The organism is Arthrobacter sp. 9AX, from assembly GCF_902506095.1.
Taxonomy (GTDB): Bacteria; Actinomycetota; Actinomycetes; order Actinomycetales; family Micrococcaceae; genus Arthrobacter.
The window spans coordinates 1,853,436-1,870,151 of the sequence record NZ_LR733293.1 but is presented as its reverse complement, the minus strand read 5'-3'; the positions used below and the strand labels follow the sequence as shown (position 1 = coordinate 1,870,151).

Genomic DNA, 16,716 nt, shown 5'->3' with positions numbered 1-16,716 from the left:
CTGTCCTTAGTGGTCATCTGCCGGCGTCCCGGCTACTGCTGGTGTTCGTGGGTTGTGTGCCGCCGGCAGTGGCTGCCCGGTGAGCTGAATGGAATCCTGCACGTGCCCTGACAGTGCGGCACGGATCTCCAGCGCCGCCCTGTCCATTGAAGCACGGCCGCTTTCGCCGGCCCGGCGGGTCAAAGTCAGCGCGTTCCCGAAGCTGACATGGAACCGCCTGCCCGGCCGTGGTACCGAATCGAGGTGTTCGTCGCCCTTGCGGGTGCCCAGGATCGCGACCGGGACCACTGGCGCTCCGGAGTTCAGGGCCAGCCAGGCAACGCCGCCGTTGATGTCTTCCGCGGCGCCGCTCCCCCGCGTACCTTCAGGGAGAATCCCGACGCAACGGCCGGCGTCGAGCACTTTCCTGCAGCGCTGCAACGCGGCGCGGTCTCCGGAACGGTCCACGGGCAGCTGCCCCGAAGCGGTGAGGACCCGGCCGAGGAACCCGGTGAACATCTCCTGTTTTACCAGGATGTGCATGGGCCGCGGTGAGGCCCCGAACATCACGGGCCCGTCCAGGAAGCTGATGTGGTTGGCGGCAAAAATCACCGGGCCGCCGGTGGGGACGTTGGCCCGCCCGGTGACCGAGGTCCGGTAGACCAGGTGGTCCAGGATCCAGCCCACGGGCCTGCTCCAGGACATGGTCCAGCCGGAAGGAACCTCCGGACTGACCTCAGTCACGGTTCAGCACCTTTGTCACGATCACCAGGGCGGCCGCAACGGTCTGGTCGAAGTCCAGGTCCGAGGAATCCAGGGTTACCACGCCCGAGGCGGCCTGGGTGAAGTTGACCACCGTGGAATCCTTCGCGTCGCGGTGGGTTACCTGCGCGGCCAGCTGTTCGGCGTTCTGCGTACCGCCGAGCTGGATGCCGCGGCGGCGAAGCCGGGCTTCCTCGCTGGCCGTCAGCAGCATCCGCACCTCTGCACCGGGCGCGACGACGGTAGTGATGTCCCTGCCTTCCACTACCATGCGCCGGTGATGCTTTTCAATCAGGGCCCGCTGCCGCCGGATGAGTTCCGTCCGCGCGCCGAGCGTGGTGGCCACCGCGCTGACGGCCGAGGAGATGGCGGGTTCGCGGATGGCGTCCGTGACGTCGGCTCCGTCCACCCGGACGTATTCCTCGTTGGGGCTGGTGCTGAGGTCAAGGACGAGATCGCGGGAAGCCTGCTCCACCGAGGCGGCGTCTTCCAGGTCGATGCCCCTGCTGACGCAGTACCAGGTAAGGGCACGGTACATCGCGCCCGTGTCCAGGTAGGCCAGGCGCAGCCGGCGGGCCACTTCCTTGCTGACGCTGGACTTGCCCGAGCCTGACGGCCCGTCGATGGCAACCACCAGCGGCCTGCCGATGCGGAGCGCAGGCAGGGTGTCAAGAAGTTCCTGTGTCATTACTGAAGTACCCGCCATCCGCGGTCGTTGAGTGCTTCGATCAGGTGGTCATGCTTACTGGGCAACACTGACAATTCCACCATGCCCACGTTCTGCCCGGACGAATGGTCCAGCCGCAAGTCCTCCACGTTGACGCCGATTTCACCGATCTCGGTCAGGAGCAGCGCGATCTGGCCCGGCTTGTCATCCACCAGGACGGTCAACCATGAATAGGCCTGTGGCGGGCCGCCATGCTTGCCCGGGATCCGCGCCTGCCCGGCGTTGCCTTCGCTGATCAGCTGTGCGAGATCCAGGCGTGCGCCGGGGGCAGCGGGCTGTTCCAGGGTTCCGATCAGACGGTTGAGGTCCTCCCGAACGCCGTAAAGGATCTCCACCACCTTCGCTGCGTTGCCGCCCAGGATCTGCACCCACAGGGTGGGGTCGCTGGCCGCGATCCGGGTGACGTCCCGCAGGCCGTTGCCCGCCAGCGACAACGCGTGCAGGGGTGTGCCCTGCAGCCGGCTTGCCAGCAGCGACGACATCACCTGGGGCAGGTGCGAGACCAGCGCCACGGCTTCATCGTGCTCATCGGCCGTGAACTGGGAAACCACTGCCCCCAGGTCGGTGGCCAGCGAACGGGCTACCTGGAGGGCGGTAGCGGAGGTTTCCTCCGACGGGCACACCACCCAGGGCATGGAGGTGAAGAGCTCGCCGCGGGCAGCAACCGGGCCGGATTTCTCCCGGCCGGCCATGGGGTGGGTGCCCACATAGCGTGACAGGTCAACGCCGCGGCTGCGCAGCGCCGAAAGAATCTGTGCCTTAACGCTGGCGATGTCCACCACAACCGATTCCGGGTAGTCAGCCAGCGCTTTCGCCACAACATCGGCCGTGACATCCGGCGGGGCGGCAACAACCACCAGCTGCGGCGCGTCACCTGCCAGCCCGGCCAGTGGCTGCCCTGCCCCGATGTCCACGGCAACCGCCTGGTTGGTGGGCGAGGGATCGGAGAGGTACACCGGCACACCGCGCCCGCGCAGGCCCAGGCCGATGCTGGTCCCCAGCAGCCCCGTGCCCAGGACCACTACCGGACCATTGAGGTGCCCGCGGCCGTGGCTGTGGAAAGCCGACATGGTCAGAGTCCTACGGATGCCAGCAAGTGGCCGACTTCCTGCTTGCCAAGGTTGCGGATGCTTCCCTGGCGCTGGTCGCCCAGGCCGATGGGTCCCACCTTGACGCGGACGAGCCGCAGGACGGGGAATCCGACGGCGTCGAAGAGGCGGCGGACAATACGGTTCTTGCCGGAGTGCAGCACCACTTCGATCAGCACGTGGCCTGGGGTGGAGTCCACCAGCCGGAAGGAGTCAACGGATGCAAAGCCGTCCTCCAGTTCCACGCCCTGCTTGAGCTGGGCGCCGATCCCCTGCGGGAACGGGCCGCGGACCTGGACCAGGTAGGTCTTGGGGACCTCGTACGACGGGTGGGTCAGGCGGTTGGCCAGCTCGCCGTCGTTCGTCAGCAGCAGCAGCCCCTCGGTGGCGACGTCGAGCCGACCCACGTGGAAGAGCCGTTCGCCGTGCTGGTTCCGGAGGAAGTCGCTGATGCAGGGACGGCCCTCGGGATCCTCCATGGTGGAGACAACGCCCTTGGGCTTGTTAAACACCATGTAGACCATGTTTTCGTCCAGCTGGATCCGGATGCCGTCCACGTGGATAACGGCGGTTTTCGGATCGATGCGGACGCCGAGCTCGGTGACCACCTGGCCGTCCACTTCCACCCGGCCTTCGGCAATCATCTCTTCGCAGACGCGCCGCGAGGCCACGCCGGCGGACGCCATGACCTTCTGCAGGCGCACGCCGTCGGCGTCATGGAGTTCTGACTGGGGGACGTCCCCGCGCGGGCCCTTCTTGCGTGAGGGCCGGCGGATCGGACCCAGGTTCTGGCCGAAGCGTTCGCTGCCGAAGGCGCGGGAAGCGGCTGCTCCGGGAGCGCCCGTACGCGGCTTCTGCTTGGGTGCCCCGGGCGTACCGGGCGCTTTCCTGGCCCCGGGCTTGCGCGCGGCAGGCTTACGCGAAGAAGGTTTCGCCGATTTCGGATCCGCTGCTCCGCGGGCCGGCTGGGCGCCGCCAGCAGCCTCATCCGGATCGATGAAGCGCTCCTCGCGGGGCTTGGGTGCGCGGTGCGGCCGCTCGCTGCCGAACCCGGCGCCGCGCTTGGCTGAACCGCCGCGGAAGCCGCCGGCTGAGTTGCCGCCCTGGGAGGCGTTGCGTCCCGGCGTGCTGTTGTGTCCGGAGCTGTTGCGTCCCGAACTGTTACGTGGTGAACCCTGGCGTCCCGCCTGTGTCATGACCCGTCCTTCGATATGTTGGCCGGCAAGGTGTCCAAAGACAACCCTAGCCAGCCATGCAGAAATAGTCTGCCTGGTAAAAACTCGTGCTGCAGCCAGGGATGTTCCCCTGCCTACGTTCTTTCGGCGTCGTAGAACTCCGCGATCCCGTCCAGCCCCGGGAGGTGCGGGGACAGCTGCGGCAGCTCGGCCACTGAACTGATTCCCATCCGTTCAAGGAAGTATGAAGTAGTCCGGTAGAGGATGGCGCCGGACTCGGGATCCGTTCCCGAGTCCTCTATCAGCGCGCGCTGGGCGAGCGTCCGTACGACGGAGTCAACATTGACTCCCCTGATTGCGGACACCCTGGCCCTGGAGACGGGCTGGCGGTAAGCGATCACCGCGAGCGTTTCCAGGGCGGCCTGGGTGAGCCTGGCCGTCTGCCCTTCCAACACATATTTGCCCACGATGTGGGCGAATTCTGCGCGGGAGTAGATCCGCCAGCCACCGGCGACATTCCGCAATTCAAAACCCCGGGGGCTGGAGCCGAAACCAGCTGGGCTGGCTGAATCCATATCCGGGGCGTTAACAGTATAGCCGTTATACTCCCGCTGGAGTTCTGCCAGCAGGGCGGCCACCGCATCGACCGTCAGTTCCAGCCCGGCAGCCAGCTCTTCCTCGGTGGCGGGCTCGTCGATGACCATCAGCACGGCCTCGAGGGCTGCCTTGGCACCGCCGGGAAGGTCGTCGACGCCGGGCTCCCCCAGGCCGGCGTCTTCTGTTGCATGTTCAGTCACAGCTGTTCCTCAAATTCCTCACTCAGGTTTTCCGCGGACCAGTCCCCGTTGCCTGCGGTCCAGTGCACGGCCAGGTCCCCCAGCGGCGACAGCTGGTCAAAGGACACCGCCTTGTCCCTGAACAGCTCCAGGAGCGCCAGGAACCTGGCTACCACCACCAGAGTGGAGCCGGCGTCCGCGATCAAGGCCCGGAACGTCAGCGGCGACTCGAGCTGCAGCCGCAGCCCCACGATTTCGGCCTGCTCCTTCACGCTGACGGTGCCGCCATGGAGGTGGGCCAGGCCCACTTCGGTGGGCGGCGGGGCCTTCGGCTGCATCGCGGCTTCCGCGAGGCGGGCGAACTGTTCGGGCGTGTGCTTCCAGACAAGTTCCGGGAGCATCGCGGCGAAGTGTTCCTCCAGGGCCACCTGCCGGGGGAAGCGCATGGCCTCCTGGTGCAGCGTTTCGCCAAGGAGACCCGCTACCTGCTTGAAGGCCTTGTACTGGAGCAGCCGGGCGAAGAGCAGGTCCCTGGCTTCCAGCAGCGCGATATCTTCATCGTCTTCCACCTCGCCGGCAGGCAGGAGCCGTGCGGCTTTGAGGTCCAGGAGCGTCGCGGCGATCACCAGGAACTCGCTGGCTTCATCCAGGGCCCACTCTTCACCCAGCTTCCGCAGCTTCCGGATGTACTTGATGAACTCGTCGGTCACGGTGGCGATGGCCACCTCGGTGATGTCCAGCTGGTGTTTGGCGATGAGCCCCAGGAGGAGGTCGAACGGACCGGTGAAGTTGGCCAGCCGCACCTCGAAGCCGGGCTTGGTTTCGGCCACGGCGTGGCTAGGGTGCGCCGCCGCGCGAAATCAGTTCCTTGGCCAGCCGGCGGTAGGCGTCAGCCCCCACATGGGTGGCGGCGTAGCTGGTGATTGGTTCGGCAGCCACTGTGGCGTCGGCGAACTTGATGGAGCGCTTGATGACGGTCTCGAAGACCTTGTCGCCGAAGGCCTCCACCAGGCGGGCGATGACTTCGCGGCTGTGCAGCGTGCGGGCGTCGTACATGGTGGCCAGCACACCATCAACCTGGAGGCGGGGGTTGAGCCGGTCCTGGACCTTGTCGATGGTTTCCACCAGCAGCGCTACGGCACGGAGGGCGAAGAACTCGCAGATGAGCGGGATGATAACGCCGTGCGCGGCGGTCAGGGCGTTGACGGTGAGGAGCCCCAGGGACGGCTGGCAGTCGATGAGGACGACGTCGTAGTCGTCTTCGACCTTCTTGAGTGCACGGTCCAGCACCTGCTCGCGGGCCACCTCATTGACCAGCTGGACTTCGGCTGCCGAGAGGTCGATGTTGGCCGGCAGCAGGTCGACGTTCTCCACCCCGGTCTGGTGGATGGCGGCCCGGATGTCCACCTTGCGGTCCATCAGCACGTTGTAGACCGTGAGGTCCAGCTCGTGGGGGTTGACGCCCAGGCCGGCGGAGAGGGCGCCCTGGGGGTCGAAGTCCACCAGGAGCACGCGGCGGCCGTATTCGGCCAGGGCTGCTGCGAGGTTGATGGTGGAGGTGGTCTTGCCGACGCCGCCTTTTTGGTTAACCATGGCGATGACGCGGGCCGGACCGTGGGAGGACAGCGGCGCGGGTTCCGGGAATTCACGGTATGGGCGCCCGGTGGGTCCCATGACGGCGTCTTCCAGGTCGAATTCCGTGCCCTCCAGAGTTGCTGAACCCTGTTCGCTGCTCACGTATCTATCCACACTTTCGATGACGGTGATTTCCTGCCGCTGGATGGCCAGCAACGCTCCTGCTTCTTCCCAAGGTTACAGCGCCCGACACGGTATTCGAGGCAACTTGACTTTCCGCGGATGTTGAGCCTTGACCCTCTAGCTGAGGTCGAAGGTTGATCGGCGCCGCGCACGCAACTGCCCCCGCAGCACAGGCTGCGGGGGCAGTTTTTGGCAAACTTTTGACGAGCCGGAGTCAGGCGGTGGCGGCGACCGTCTTCGCGCCTTCTTCCTTCGGCGCCATGTCGCCGTGGTGCGCAATCATTGTGGCTTCGTCGAACGGTTCCGCGCCGGAGAGCACCCGGTCGACCTGGTCGCCGTCGATCTCCTTGACCCAGGTGCCGATCAGGACCGTAGCCACTGCGTTGCCGGTGAAGTTGGTCAGGGCCCGGGCCTCGGACATAAACCGGTCGATGCCAACGATCATGCCGACGCCGCCCAGGAGTTCGGGCTTGTGGGCCTGCAGGCCGGCAGCGAGAGTGGCGAGGCCGGCGCCGGTGACGCCGGCGGCGCCCTTGGAGGCGATGATCATAAAGACCAGCAGCGAGATCTGGGCGCCGAGGTCCAGCGGGGTGCCCATCGCGTTCGCCACGAACAGGGATGCCATGGTCAGGTAGATGGCCGTGCCGTCAAGGTTGAAGGAGTAGCCGGTGGGGACGGTAACGCCAACAACGGGCTTGGAGACGCCGAGGTGCTCCATCTTCGCGATCAGGCGGGGAAGGGCCGCCTCGGAGGAGGACGTGGAGAAGATCAGCAGGTATTCGCGGCCCAGGTACTTCATCAGCTTGAAGATGTTGATGCCGGACACCACCTGCAGCAGTCCGCCGAGGATAACGACGATGAACAGGGCGCAGGTGATGTAGAAGGCCAGCATCAGGGTGAACATGCTCACGATGGCCTGGAAGCCGGTTGCACCGACCACAGCGGCGATGGCACCGAAGGCACCAACCGGGGCGAGCCACATGATCATGATGAGGATGCGGAATACGAGGGCCTGGCCGTGGCCGATGGCCTTCAGGATCGGGGCGCCCTGTGGCCCCATCTTCTGCAGGGCGAAGCCAACGAGGATAGCCGCGAGGAGGGTGGGCAGGACGGGGATGTCACCGGGGATGATTCCGAGCAGGAAGTCCACGGTGCTGTCCGTGGCGGCCTTCTTGTTGGGATCGTACGGGGTGAGCTGCAGGCCCTCGCCGGGGTGGATCAGGTTGCCCACCACGAGGCCAATGGCCAGCGCGAAGGTGGACATCACGATGAAGTAGCCCAGCGCCAGGCCGCCCACCTTGCCAACCGTGGCTGCCTTGGCGATGGAACCGATGCCCAGGACGATGGTGCAGAAAATGACGGGGGCGATCATCATCTTGATCAGTTTGATGAACCCGTCGCCGAGCGGCTTGAGGGATTTGCCCACCTCGGGGAAGAGCAGGCCGACGACGGCGCCCAGGATCACGGCGGCGATGACGGCAATGTAGAGGTAATGCGATTTGTCCAGGCCCTTGCGCGGCGTCTTCACGCTGTCAAGCGACTCTCCTCGTTGAGAAGCCATGATGTGTCTCCTTATGGATAATCTGATAGACGCTGCGGCACAGTCTCTGGGCTCTACACGTCCTCCGGTGTGATATCCATCATTGGGCAGCGGGTGACCCAGCTCACCGTTGCGTTCATATTGGTCGCGCAGCAGGGTTAATGGCTCGGGAAAGGTACAGATGATCCACCGCTGGAGTATCGCCCGCCGGCTCTTTGTGGCGAACCTGCTGATTGTGGTGGCATTCATCGCGATCGTGGGGACGGCTACCTTTATCGACGCGCGGGACCGGACCTACGAGGAAGCCGGACGCCGGATGACCGGCGTTGCCGCCACGGTCGCCGCCAATCCCCTGGTCCTGGAGGCTGCCGCCACCGCCGATCCTTCATCTCTCCTGCAGCCCTACGCCCTGGATGTCATGGCCGGATCGGGTGCGGACTTCGTGACCATCATGGCGCCGGACCGGACCCGCTGGACACATCCGCGGAATGAGGAGCTGGGCAGGCCGTATATCGGCTCCATTGATGCCGCGCTGCGCGGGGAGACCTTCACGGAGGTCACTGCCGGAACCCTGGGGCCTTCCGTGCGCACCATCGCCCCGGTGAAGGATGCGGCCGGAAACGTCAAAGCGCTGGTCGCCGCCGGCGTGACCGTCCGGAGCGTGGATGTTGCCCTGTCCGGACGGCTGCCCGCCCTCGTGGCTATTGGCCTGGCCCTGCTGGTGGGTGGTTCACTGGCCTCATGGCTGCTGGGCCGGTACCTCCGCCGCGTCACCCGGGGCTGGGGGCCCGAACAGCTGGCCCAGCTGTTCGCCTACTACGAGTCGGTGCTGCATTCGGTGCGGGAGGGCCTGATCCTGATCGACACCAAGGGCCGGGTGGTGATGTACAACGACCAGGCGGCATTGCTGCTGGGTCTTGGAGGGCCTGGGAGCAAGGACCCCACCCGGCCGCCGACACTGACCGACCTTCCCCTGGATGAGGGACTCCGGGCCCTGTTCGAATCGGGACGCAGCGTCAAGGATGAGATAGTCCTCACCGGTCCGCGCATCCTGGTGGTCAACCAGAGCCCTGCCAAGGGGCCGGAGCTGTCCGGCAGCCGCGGCAGGACCCCGGTGTACGGCACGGTGGCAACCCTGCGGGACCGGACAGAGATCGAAACCCTCGGCGGCGAACTCGAAACCATGCGGACACTCTCCGACGCGCTCCGCGCGCAGACCCACGAGCACGCCAACCGCCTCCACACCATGGTCTCGCTGCTGGAACTGGGCCGCACGCAGGAGGCCCTGGCCTTCGCCACCAAGGACCTGGAACTAAGCCAGCAGCTGACGGATGACATACTCAGCTCGGTGGATGAGCCCGTGCTGGGCGCCCTGGTGATGGGCAAGGTGGCCGAGGCCCACGAGCGCGGCGTCCAGCTGGACGTTGCGGCGCTCGGTTCGGCGGGCACGGCCGGCATCGCGGTGCAGGACCTGGTGACCATCGTGGGGAACCTACTGGACAACGCCATGGATGCGGCCGCGGACGGACCGCCGCCGCGGAAGGTGGAGTTGACGGTGGAGGCGGATGAGGAAGGACTCGACATAACCGTGCACGATTCCGGCCCCGCCATCGATCCTGCCACCGCCGAAAAGCTGGTCCTGCACGGCTTCAGTACCAAGCCCGCGGGGCCGGGCGGCCGCGGGATCGGCCTTGCCCTGGTCCGCCAGGCTGTACAGCGCCTGGGCGGTACCCTGACAATCAATGGTCGGCGCGGTGCCAAGTTCGAAGTGTTCCTCCCCGCAGCGGTGCCGGCAGGGAAGGAGCACAAACCGTGAGCAACATCCGGGTCCTCGTGGTCGAGGACGAGGCGATTGCCGCTGCCGCGCACGCGGCCTACGTGGGGCGGCTGGCGGGTTTCGAGCTCGCCGGCACCGCCCCGGACGGACAGTCCGCCCTGCGGCTGCTCAACGAGTTCACCGTGGCCGGAAACCCGGTGGAACTTGTCCTGCTGGACATGAACCTGCCCGATCTGCACGGCCTGGATATCGCCCGCCGCATGCGGGCGTCCGGGATCCTCGCGGACATCATTGCCATCACCGCGGTCCGGGAACTGGCTATTGTCCGCGGCGCGGTGGCTATCGGTGTTGTCCAGTACCTGATCAAGCCCTTCACGTATGCCACCTTCGCGGACAAGCTCGAGAGTTACCGGCAGTTCCGGCAGCAGCTGGCCGGCCCGCCGGGGGGTTCCGGAAAGGCAGGAGCTTCCCAGACAGACGTGGACCAGGCGTTTGCCAGCCTGCGGGCACCGTCCGAGCTGCCGTTGCCCAAGGGCCTTTCGGTGTCAACGCTGGCATCAGTCCGGGATTTCCTGAAGGAGCAGCAGGGCGCGGTTTCCGCCACGGAAGTCATGGATTCGCTGGGCATGTCCCGGGTCACCGCCCGCCGTTACCTGGAATATCTGGCCGACGCCGGGACAGTTTCCAGGACTGCACGGTACGGCACGCCCGGCCGTCCGGAGAACGAATACCGTTGGCACCCGCGCTGAGGGCATGGGCGGGGACACGCCCTCAGCCGGCTTCCGCGGCGGGGTTTCGTGAACCAGCCCGAAGAGCGCGGACCAGCTGGTCGATGACCCCGGGATCCTCAATGGTGGAAGGCACCGCATACTCCTCCCCGTCTGCTATCTGGCGCATGGTCTTGCGGAGGATCTTCCCGGAACGGGTCTTGGGCAGGGCCTCGACAACCGTCACATGCTTGAAGTCAGCGACGGCCCCAATATCGCGCCGAATCAGTGCCACCAGATCCTTGGTGAGGACGTCTTCCGGAATGTCGACCCCGGATTTGACCACCACGTAGCCGCTGGGACGCTGGCCCTTGAGGGGATCTGCCAGGCCAACTACCGCGCACTCGGCAACAGCCGGATGCTGTCCGAGCACCTGCTCCATAGCGCCGGTGGAGAGCCGGTGGCCGGCAACATTGATGATGTCATCGGTGCGGCCCATGACGAACAGATACCCGTCCTTATCGCGGTATCCCGAATCACCAGTTGCATAGCAGCCCTCGAAGGCCTGCAGGTAGGAGGAAATGAAGCGCTCGTCGTTGCCCCACAGCGTAGTGAGGGTGCCCGGTGGTAACGGCAGTCCCAGGACAATGTTGCCCTCGGTGCCGGGCTCCACCTGCTCGCCCTCGGCGTCGAGGATCCGCAACCGGAACCCGGGCATTGGCACACTCGGGGAGCCGGCCTTGATGGGCAGGCGTTCCAACCCGCGGGGATTGGCGCAGATGGCCCAACCGGTTTCGGTCTGCCACCAGTGGTCCACCACCGGCACGCCGAGGACCTTCGCCGCCCAGTGGAACGTGTCCGTGTCCAGCCGCTCGCCGGCCGTGAACAGGGTCCGCAGGCTGGAAACGTCGTAGCGTCGCAGCAGCGACGCCTCGGGGTCGGCCTTGCGGATGGCCCGCAGCGCTGTGGGCGCCGTAAAAAGCACGTTGACCCGGTGGTCCTGAACCACGCGCCAGAAGGCGCCGGCGTCCGGCGTACCTACCGGTTTGCCCTCATACATCACTGTGGTGGCTCCGGCCAGCAGCGGGCCATAAACGATGTAGGAGTGCCCTACCACCCAGCCTACGTCCGAGGCTGTCCACATCACGTCACCGGGTCCGACGTCGTAGATATTCTCAAGCGACCAGCGCAGCGCGACGGCGTGGCCACCGTTGTCCCGCACCACACCCTTGGGCGTGCCGGTGGTACCGGAGGTGTAGAGGATGTAGAGGGGATCGGTCGCCTTGACATCCACCGGCGCCGCGGGCCGGGCGGCGGCCATTTCGGCGTCCCAGTCAAGCCAGCCGGGGTAGTCCGCCAGTGAGGAGGCGAAGCCGTCCCTGCCCCTGACCAGGACAGGGGTGTCCTGCGTCCCGGCCAGGCGCAGGGCTTCCTCGACGGCGGGGAGGTATTCGATCCGGCGCGAGGGCTCGATCCCGCCGGAGGCTGTAACCACCGCCGCAGGGGAAGCGTCCCGGATCCGGGCTGCGAGTTCCTTGGGCGCAAAACCGCCGAAAACAACGGAGTGCACGGCGCCAAGCCGGGCCGTGGCCAGCATGGCGATGGCTACCTCCGGGATCATCGGCATGTAGATCACGACCCGGTCCCCCTTGCCAACCCCCTGGCCGCGCAGGACGCCGGCGAACCGGGCCACGAGATCGGTCAGTTCGGCATAGGTATAGCGCTGGTGTGTGCCGAGCATGGCGGAGTCGTATATCAACGCGTCCTGTCCGCCCCGGCCTGCTTCGACGTGGCGGTCCAGGGCGTTGTAGGACGTATTGAGGATCCCTTCCGGGAACCAGTCGTACAGCGGCGCCCGGCCGGCATCCAGGGCCCGCTGCGGCGCGGTGGTCCACGAAATCTTTTCGGCGGCCTCCAGCCAGAATGCTTCTGGTGTTTCCAGGCTGCGCGCGTAGCTGTCCCGGTAGTTCTTGGTAACCATAGAGATGAGTCCCGTCCACGACGATGTGATGGTGCCCATGGTAACCGGACCGCGGCACCGGACACAACGGTTCTGTATACATAGATCCGAGCCATGTCCCATGGAATCCGCAAAAGCCTTGCATCTATGCGTCCCCTGTATACACTGGACTCGTCAGCGAACGAAGGAGGCAGGATGCGCGCCAGCGATAAGGCCTATGCGGCCCTGCGCGAGGACATCATCGAATGGCGGCTCCTTCCCGGTACGGTTCTGGCCGAAGTGGAGCAGTCCGAGCGGCTCGGCATCTCGCGCACGCCGTTGCGGGAGGCCCTGAGCCGGCTCACCGCCGAGGGCCTGACGGCGGCGGGCGGACGCGGCGTCGTCGTCACCGATATCTCCCTTGAGGACATCGACGAACTCTTCGAGCTGCGCGAAACCCTTGAGGGCAAGGCCGCGGCCCTGGCTGCTGAACGTGGCGACGCCGCCACCTTCGAACGGCTCCGCAACGAACTTCTGCTGGCTCCTGCGCTCATCACCGGCGGGGACCCTGCCCGGCACGACTACTACGGACTCGTAGGCAGGCTGGACGCGGCCATCGACGCCTCCATCTCCAATTCCTACCTTGCCCAGGCCATGCGCAGCCTGCGCGTGCACCTGGTCCGGGTCCGGCGGCTGGCCGCCGACGACGCCACCCGGCTCACCGCGGCAGCCGCGGAGCACGCCACCATTGCGGAGGCGATCGCCGCGGGCAATTCCCGGCTGGCCGAAGCCGCCACCACCGTCCATCTGCACCGCAGCCTGTCCCATATCAAAGCCACCCACACACCCCGCTAAGAGGAGCCCATGGTGAAGGAACATCACGTCCGCGTCTATAAGTCCGAAGAGAACCTGCCCCGCGAGGAGCAGCTCGCGCACAAGATCGCCGTGGTCGCCGCGGACCCGGTGGAGGTGGCCCCGGAGGTCACGGAGATGGTGATCAACCGGATCATCGACAACGCTTCGGTGGCCATCGCCTCGCTGAACCGCGCCCCGATTGTGGCGGCCAGGGCGCAGGCGCTGGCCCACGCGCCGTCCACCGGCGGCAAGGGGGCGAAGGTGTTCGGCATCGGCGAACGGGTCTCCCCCGAGTGGGCGGCCTGGGCCAACGGCGTGGCAGTCCGGGAACTGGACTACCACGACACGTTCCTCGCCGCGGACTACTCCCACCCCGGGGACAACATCCCGCCGCTCCTCGCCGTGGCCCAGCACGTGGGCTCGAACGGCCGGGACCTGGTGCGGGCCATCGCCACCGGCTACGAGATCCAGGTGAATCTGGTCAAGGCCATCTGCCTGCACAAGCACAAGATCGACCACGTCGCCCACCTGGGCCCCTCGGCGGCGGCCGGGATCGGTACCCTGCTGGGCCTGGACGTCGAGACAATCTTCCAGTCGGTGGGCCAGGCACTGCACACCACCACCGCCACCCGGCAGTCCCGCAAGGGCGAGATCTCCACCTGGAAAGCGCACGCGCCCGCGTTCGCCGGCAAAATGGCCGTCGAAGCCGCGGACCGGGCCATGCGCGGACAGACCTCCCCCGTCCCGATCTACGAAGGTGAAGACGGGGTGATCGCGTGGATGCTGGACGGCCCGGACGCCTCCTACCAGGTCCCGCTCCCGACCCCCGGGGAGGCTAAGCGCGCCATCCTGGACACCTATACCAAGGAACACTCCGCCGAATACCAGGCCCAGGCCTGGATCGACCTGGCCCGCAAGCTCCATGGAGAATATCCGGATCTGAAAGACCCCGCCAACGTGAGGTCCGTGCTGATCAAGACCAGCCACCACACCCACTACGTCATCGGCTCCGGGGCGAATGATCCCCAGAAATACAGTCCCACCGCGTCCCGGGAAACCCTGGACCACTCCATCCCGTACATCTTTACCGTGGCTCTGCAGGATGGTGCCTGGCACCACGTGGACTCCTACTCGCCCGAACGCGCCGCCCGGCCGGACACGGTGGACCTGTGGCAGAAGGTGACCACCGAGGAAGACCCGGAGTGGACCCGGCGGTACCACTCACTGGATATTGCGGAGAAAGCCTTCGGCGGCTCCGTGGAGATCACCCTGGCTGACGGGACAGTCATCAAGGACGAGATCGCCGTCGCCGACGCCCACCCCCTCGGCGCCCGCCCCTTCGGCCGGGAACAATACGTGCACAAGTTCCGCACCCTCGCGGCCGGGCTCGTGGAGGAGGCCGAAATCGAAAGGTTCCTCACCGCCGTCGAACGCCTCCCCCACCTGGCCGCAGGGGAACTGGACCAGCTGAACATCACCGCCGCACCCGGCGTCATCGACATCGGAACCGCACCCAAGGGACTCTTCTAAATGCTGTACTCAAAAGTCACGCCCGAACAGAAGCGGGTCCGGTTCCGCGAGCTCCTCGCCGCCGGGACCATCGCCCAGTTCCCCGGTGCGTTCAACCCGCTCTCAGCCCGGCTGATCGAGGAAAAGGGCTTCGAAGGGGTCTACATCTCCGGCGCGGTCCTGGCCAACGACCTCGGCCTGCCGGACATCGGACTCACCACCCTCACCGAGGTGGCCACCAGGGCCGGACAGATCGCCCGCATGACCGACCTGCCCGCCATCGTGGACGCAGACACCGGCTTCGGCGAACCCATGAACGTGGCCCGCACCGTACAGGAAATCGAAAACGCCGGCCTGGCCGGGCTGCACATCGAGGACCAGTTCAACCCCAAACGCTGCGGCCACCTCGACGGCAAGAACGTCGTGGACCTCGAGACCGCCACCAAACGGATCCGCGCCGCCGCCGACGCCCGCCGCGACCCGAACTTCCTCATTATGGCCCGCACCGACATCCGCGCAGTGGAAGGACTGGAAGCCGCCAAGGACCGGGCCCGCGCGCTCGTGGACGCCGGGGCGGACGCCATCTTCCCCGAAGCCATGGCCACCCTGGAGGAATTCCAGGCCATCCGCGACGCCGTGGACGTACCGATCCTGGCCAACATGACCGAGTTCGGCAAGAGCGCCCTGTTCACCGCCGAACAGCTCCATGGCGTCGGGGTGAACATGGTGATTTATCCGGTGACCCTTCTCCGTAGTGCCATGGGCGCTGCCGAGCGTACGCTGGAATCGATTAGGGCTGAGGGCACGCAGGAGGCGCAGGTTGGCAGCATGCTGACCCGCGCCAGGCTTTACGATCTCGTTGACTATGAAGGCTACAACCGCTTCGACAGCGGAGTGTTCAATTTCCGGGTCCCCGGGGAGTAGGGAAACCGCGCCGGTTCCGCCGGCACAGGCGACAGGAACAAAGGAGTTTTCAGCATGGCTGAAGAAGTCATCAAAAAGGGTCTTGCCGGCGTCGTGGTGGATTACACATCCGTCTCGAAGGTCAATTCGGATACCAATTCACTGTTGTACCGGGGCTACCCCGTCCAGGAGCTCGCCGCACGGTGCAGCTTCGAAGAAGTGGCCTACCTGCTCTGGAACGGGGAGCTGCCCAACCAGGAACAGCTTGCAGAGTTCACCGCGCGTGAGCGGGCCGGCCGCCCCCTGGATCCGGTGGTGAAGCAGGTCATCGATGCGCTGCCGGAAACCGCCCACCCCATGGATGTGTGCCGGACGGCCGCCTCGGTGCTGGGCGCCCGGCACCCGCTGGCCGAAGATTCTTCCCGCGAGGCCAACATGGCCAAGTCAATCGACCTGTTCGCTGCGATGCCGGCCGTGGTGGCCTATGACCAGCGCCGCCGCCACGGGCAGGGTGTTATAGAGCCGCGCGACGACCTGGGCTACTCGGCCAACTTCCTGTGGATGACCTTCGGCGAGGAGCAGGTGCCGGAGGTGGTGGAAGCCTTCAACGTCTCGATGATCCTCTACGCCGAGCACTCCTTCAACGCCTCCACCTTCACCGCCCGGGTCATCACCTCCACGCTCTCGGATCTGCACTCGGCGGTCACCGGTGCCATCGGCGCCCTGAAAGGGGCGTTGCACGGCGGCGCCAACGAGGCCGTGATGCACACCTTCGACGAGATCGGCATCCGTCCGCAGGAGTCCCTGGACGAGGCAGCCGCCCGCGCCAAGGAATGGATGGAAAACGCGCTGGCGCAGAAAAAGAAGGTCATGGGGTTTGGCCACCGCGTGTACAAGCACGGCGACTCCCGGGTGCCCACCATGAAAGCCGCCCTGGACAAGATGATTGCCCACTACGGACGGCCTGAACTGCTGGGCCTGTACAACGGCCTCGAGACCGCCATGGACGAAGCCAAGGGCATCAAGCCGAACCTGGACTACCCGGCGGGTCCCACCTACCACCTCATGGGCTTTGACACAGCAACATTCACTCCCCTGTTTGTGGCCAGCCGCATTACGGGCTGGACCGCGCACATCATGGAGCAGCTGGACGCCAACTCGCTGATCCGGCCGCTGAGCGAATACGTGGGCCCGGAGGAACGGCACGTTCCGTAGGGATTT

General features: G+C 66.1%; 15 protein-coding genes. 6 read left to right on the top strand and 9 right to left on the bottom strand.

All coding sequences use genetic code 11. The annotated features are described in order from the left end of the window. Positions 1–6: 6 nt before the first annotated feature. The 8 genes from BACI348_RS08535 to BACI348_RS08500 all read right to left on the bottom strand — a co-directional run bounded on the left by BACI348_RS08535 (position 7) and on the right by BACI348_RS08500 (position 7,826). Entirely contained in the window at positions 7–684 is a 678-nt protein-coding gene (locus BACI348_RS08535) for a lysophospholipid acyltransferase family protein (protein WP_201298501.1), read from the bottom strand. 31 nt (positions 685–715) lie between these two features. After that, entirely contained in the window at positions 716–1,429 is a 714-nt protein-coding gene (gene cmk / locus BACI348_RS08530) for a (d)CMP kinase (protein ID WP_159824902.1), read from the bottom strand. Then, positions 1,429–2,538 (bottom strand): prephenate dehydrogenase, encoded by a 1,110-nt coding sequence (locus tag BACI348_RS08525; RefSeq protein WP_159824900.1) that lies wholly within the window; start codon positions 2,536–2,538, stop codon positions 1,429–1,431. The genes cmk and BACI348_RS08525 overlap by 1 nt, the downstream gene beginning before the upstream one ends. A 2-nt stretch (positions 2,539–2,540) precedes the next feature. Next, entirely contained in the window at positions 2,541–3,752 is a 1,212-nt protein-coding gene (locus tag BACI348_RS08520) for a pseudouridine synthase (protein ID WP_159824898.1), read from the bottom strand. A gap of 113 nt (positions 3,753–3,865) precedes the next feature. After that, positions 3,866–4,435: an SMC-Scp complex subunit ScpB gene (scpB, locus tag BACI348_RS08515; RefSeq protein ID WP_328700008.1), complete on the bottom strand. Its 570-nt coding sequence runs from the start codon at positions 4,433–4,435 to the stop codon at positions 3,866–3,868. A gap of 89 nt (positions 4,436–4,524) precedes the next feature. Continuing rightward, a complete protein-coding gene (locus tag BACI348_RS08510) occupies positions 4,525–5,337 on the bottom strand; it encodes a segregation and condensation protein A (protein WP_159824894.1) in 813 nt (270 codons plus the stop codon). 7 nt (positions 5,338–5,344) lie between these two features. Continuing rightward, the gene (locus BACI348_RS08505; protein ID WP_159824893.1) at positions 5,345–6,244 is read right to left on the bottom strand and encodes a ParA family protein; all 900 of its coding nucleotides are present in this window, start codon (positions 6,242–6,244) and stop codon (positions 5,345–5,347) included. Positions 6,245–6,479: 235 nt separating this feature from the next. Continuing rightward, positions 6,480–7,826 (bottom strand): cation:dicarboxylate symporter family transporter, encoded by a 1,347-nt coding sequence (locus BACI348_RS08500; RefSeq protein WP_159824892.1) that lies wholly within the window; start codon positions 7,824–7,826, stop codon positions 6,480–6,482. Between the two features lie 160 nt (positions 7,827–7,986). Here BACI348_RS08500 and BACI348_RS08495 point away from each other — a divergent pair, with 160 nt between their 5' ends. Then, positions 7,987–9,621 carry a sensor histidine kinase gene (locus tag BACI348_RS08495; protein WP_159824891.1) on the top strand — a complete coding sequence of 545 codons (1,635 nt, stop codon included), beginning with the start codon at positions 7,987–7,989 and terminating at the stop codon, positions 9,619–9,621. Continuing rightward, positions 9,618–10,331 carry a response regulator gene (locus BACI348_RS08490; RefSeq protein ID WP_159824890.1) on the top strand — a complete coding sequence of 238 codons (714 nt, stop codon included), beginning with the start codon at positions 9,618–9,620 and terminating at the stop codon, positions 10,329–10,331. The genes BACI348_RS08495 and BACI348_RS08490 overlap by 4 nt, the downstream gene beginning before the upstream one ends. 22 nt (positions 10,332–10,353) lie before the next feature. On the opposite strand, the gene BACI348_RS08485 is transcribed toward BACI348_RS08490, so the two are convergent. Next, positions 10,354–12,270 (bottom strand): AMP-binding protein, encoded by a 1,917-nt coding sequence (locus BACI348_RS08485; protein ID WP_159824889.1) that lies wholly within the window; start codon positions 12,268–12,270, stop codon positions 10,354–10,356. Positions 12,271–12,444: 174 nt separating this feature from the next. Between BACI348_RS08485 and BACI348_RS08480 the strand changes: the two genes are divergently transcribed. The 4 genes from BACI348_RS08480 to BACI348_RS08465 are packed head-to-tail and all read left to right on the top strand — an operon-like array spanning position 12,445 to position 16,710. After that, positions 12,445–13,083 (top strand): GntR family transcriptional regulator, encoded by a 639-nt coding sequence (locus BACI348_RS08480; protein WP_159824888.1) that lies wholly within the window; start codon positions 12,445–12,447, stop codon positions 13,081–13,083. Between the two features lie 9 nt (positions 13,084–13,092). Next, on the top strand, positions 13,093–14,613 hold the full coding sequence (locus BACI348_RS08475) for an MmgE/PrpD family protein (protein WP_159824887.1): 1,521 nt from the start codon (positions 13,093–13,095) through the stop codon (positions 14,611–14,613). Next, complete coding sequence (gene prpB, locus BACI348_RS08470; RefSeq protein WP_159824886.1) at positions 14,614–15,516, top strand: methylisocitrate lyase; 903 nt, start codon at positions 14,614–14,616, stop codon at positions 15,514–15,516. Positions 15,517–15,570: 54 nt separating this feature from the next. Beyond that, positions 15,571–16,710, top strand: a complete 1,140-nt coding sequence (locus BACI348_RS08465; protein WP_159824885.1) for a bifunctional 2-methylcitrate synthase/citrate synthase — start codon at positions 15,571–15,573, stop codon at positions 16,708–16,710. Positions 16,711–16,716: the final 6 nt, after the last annotated feature.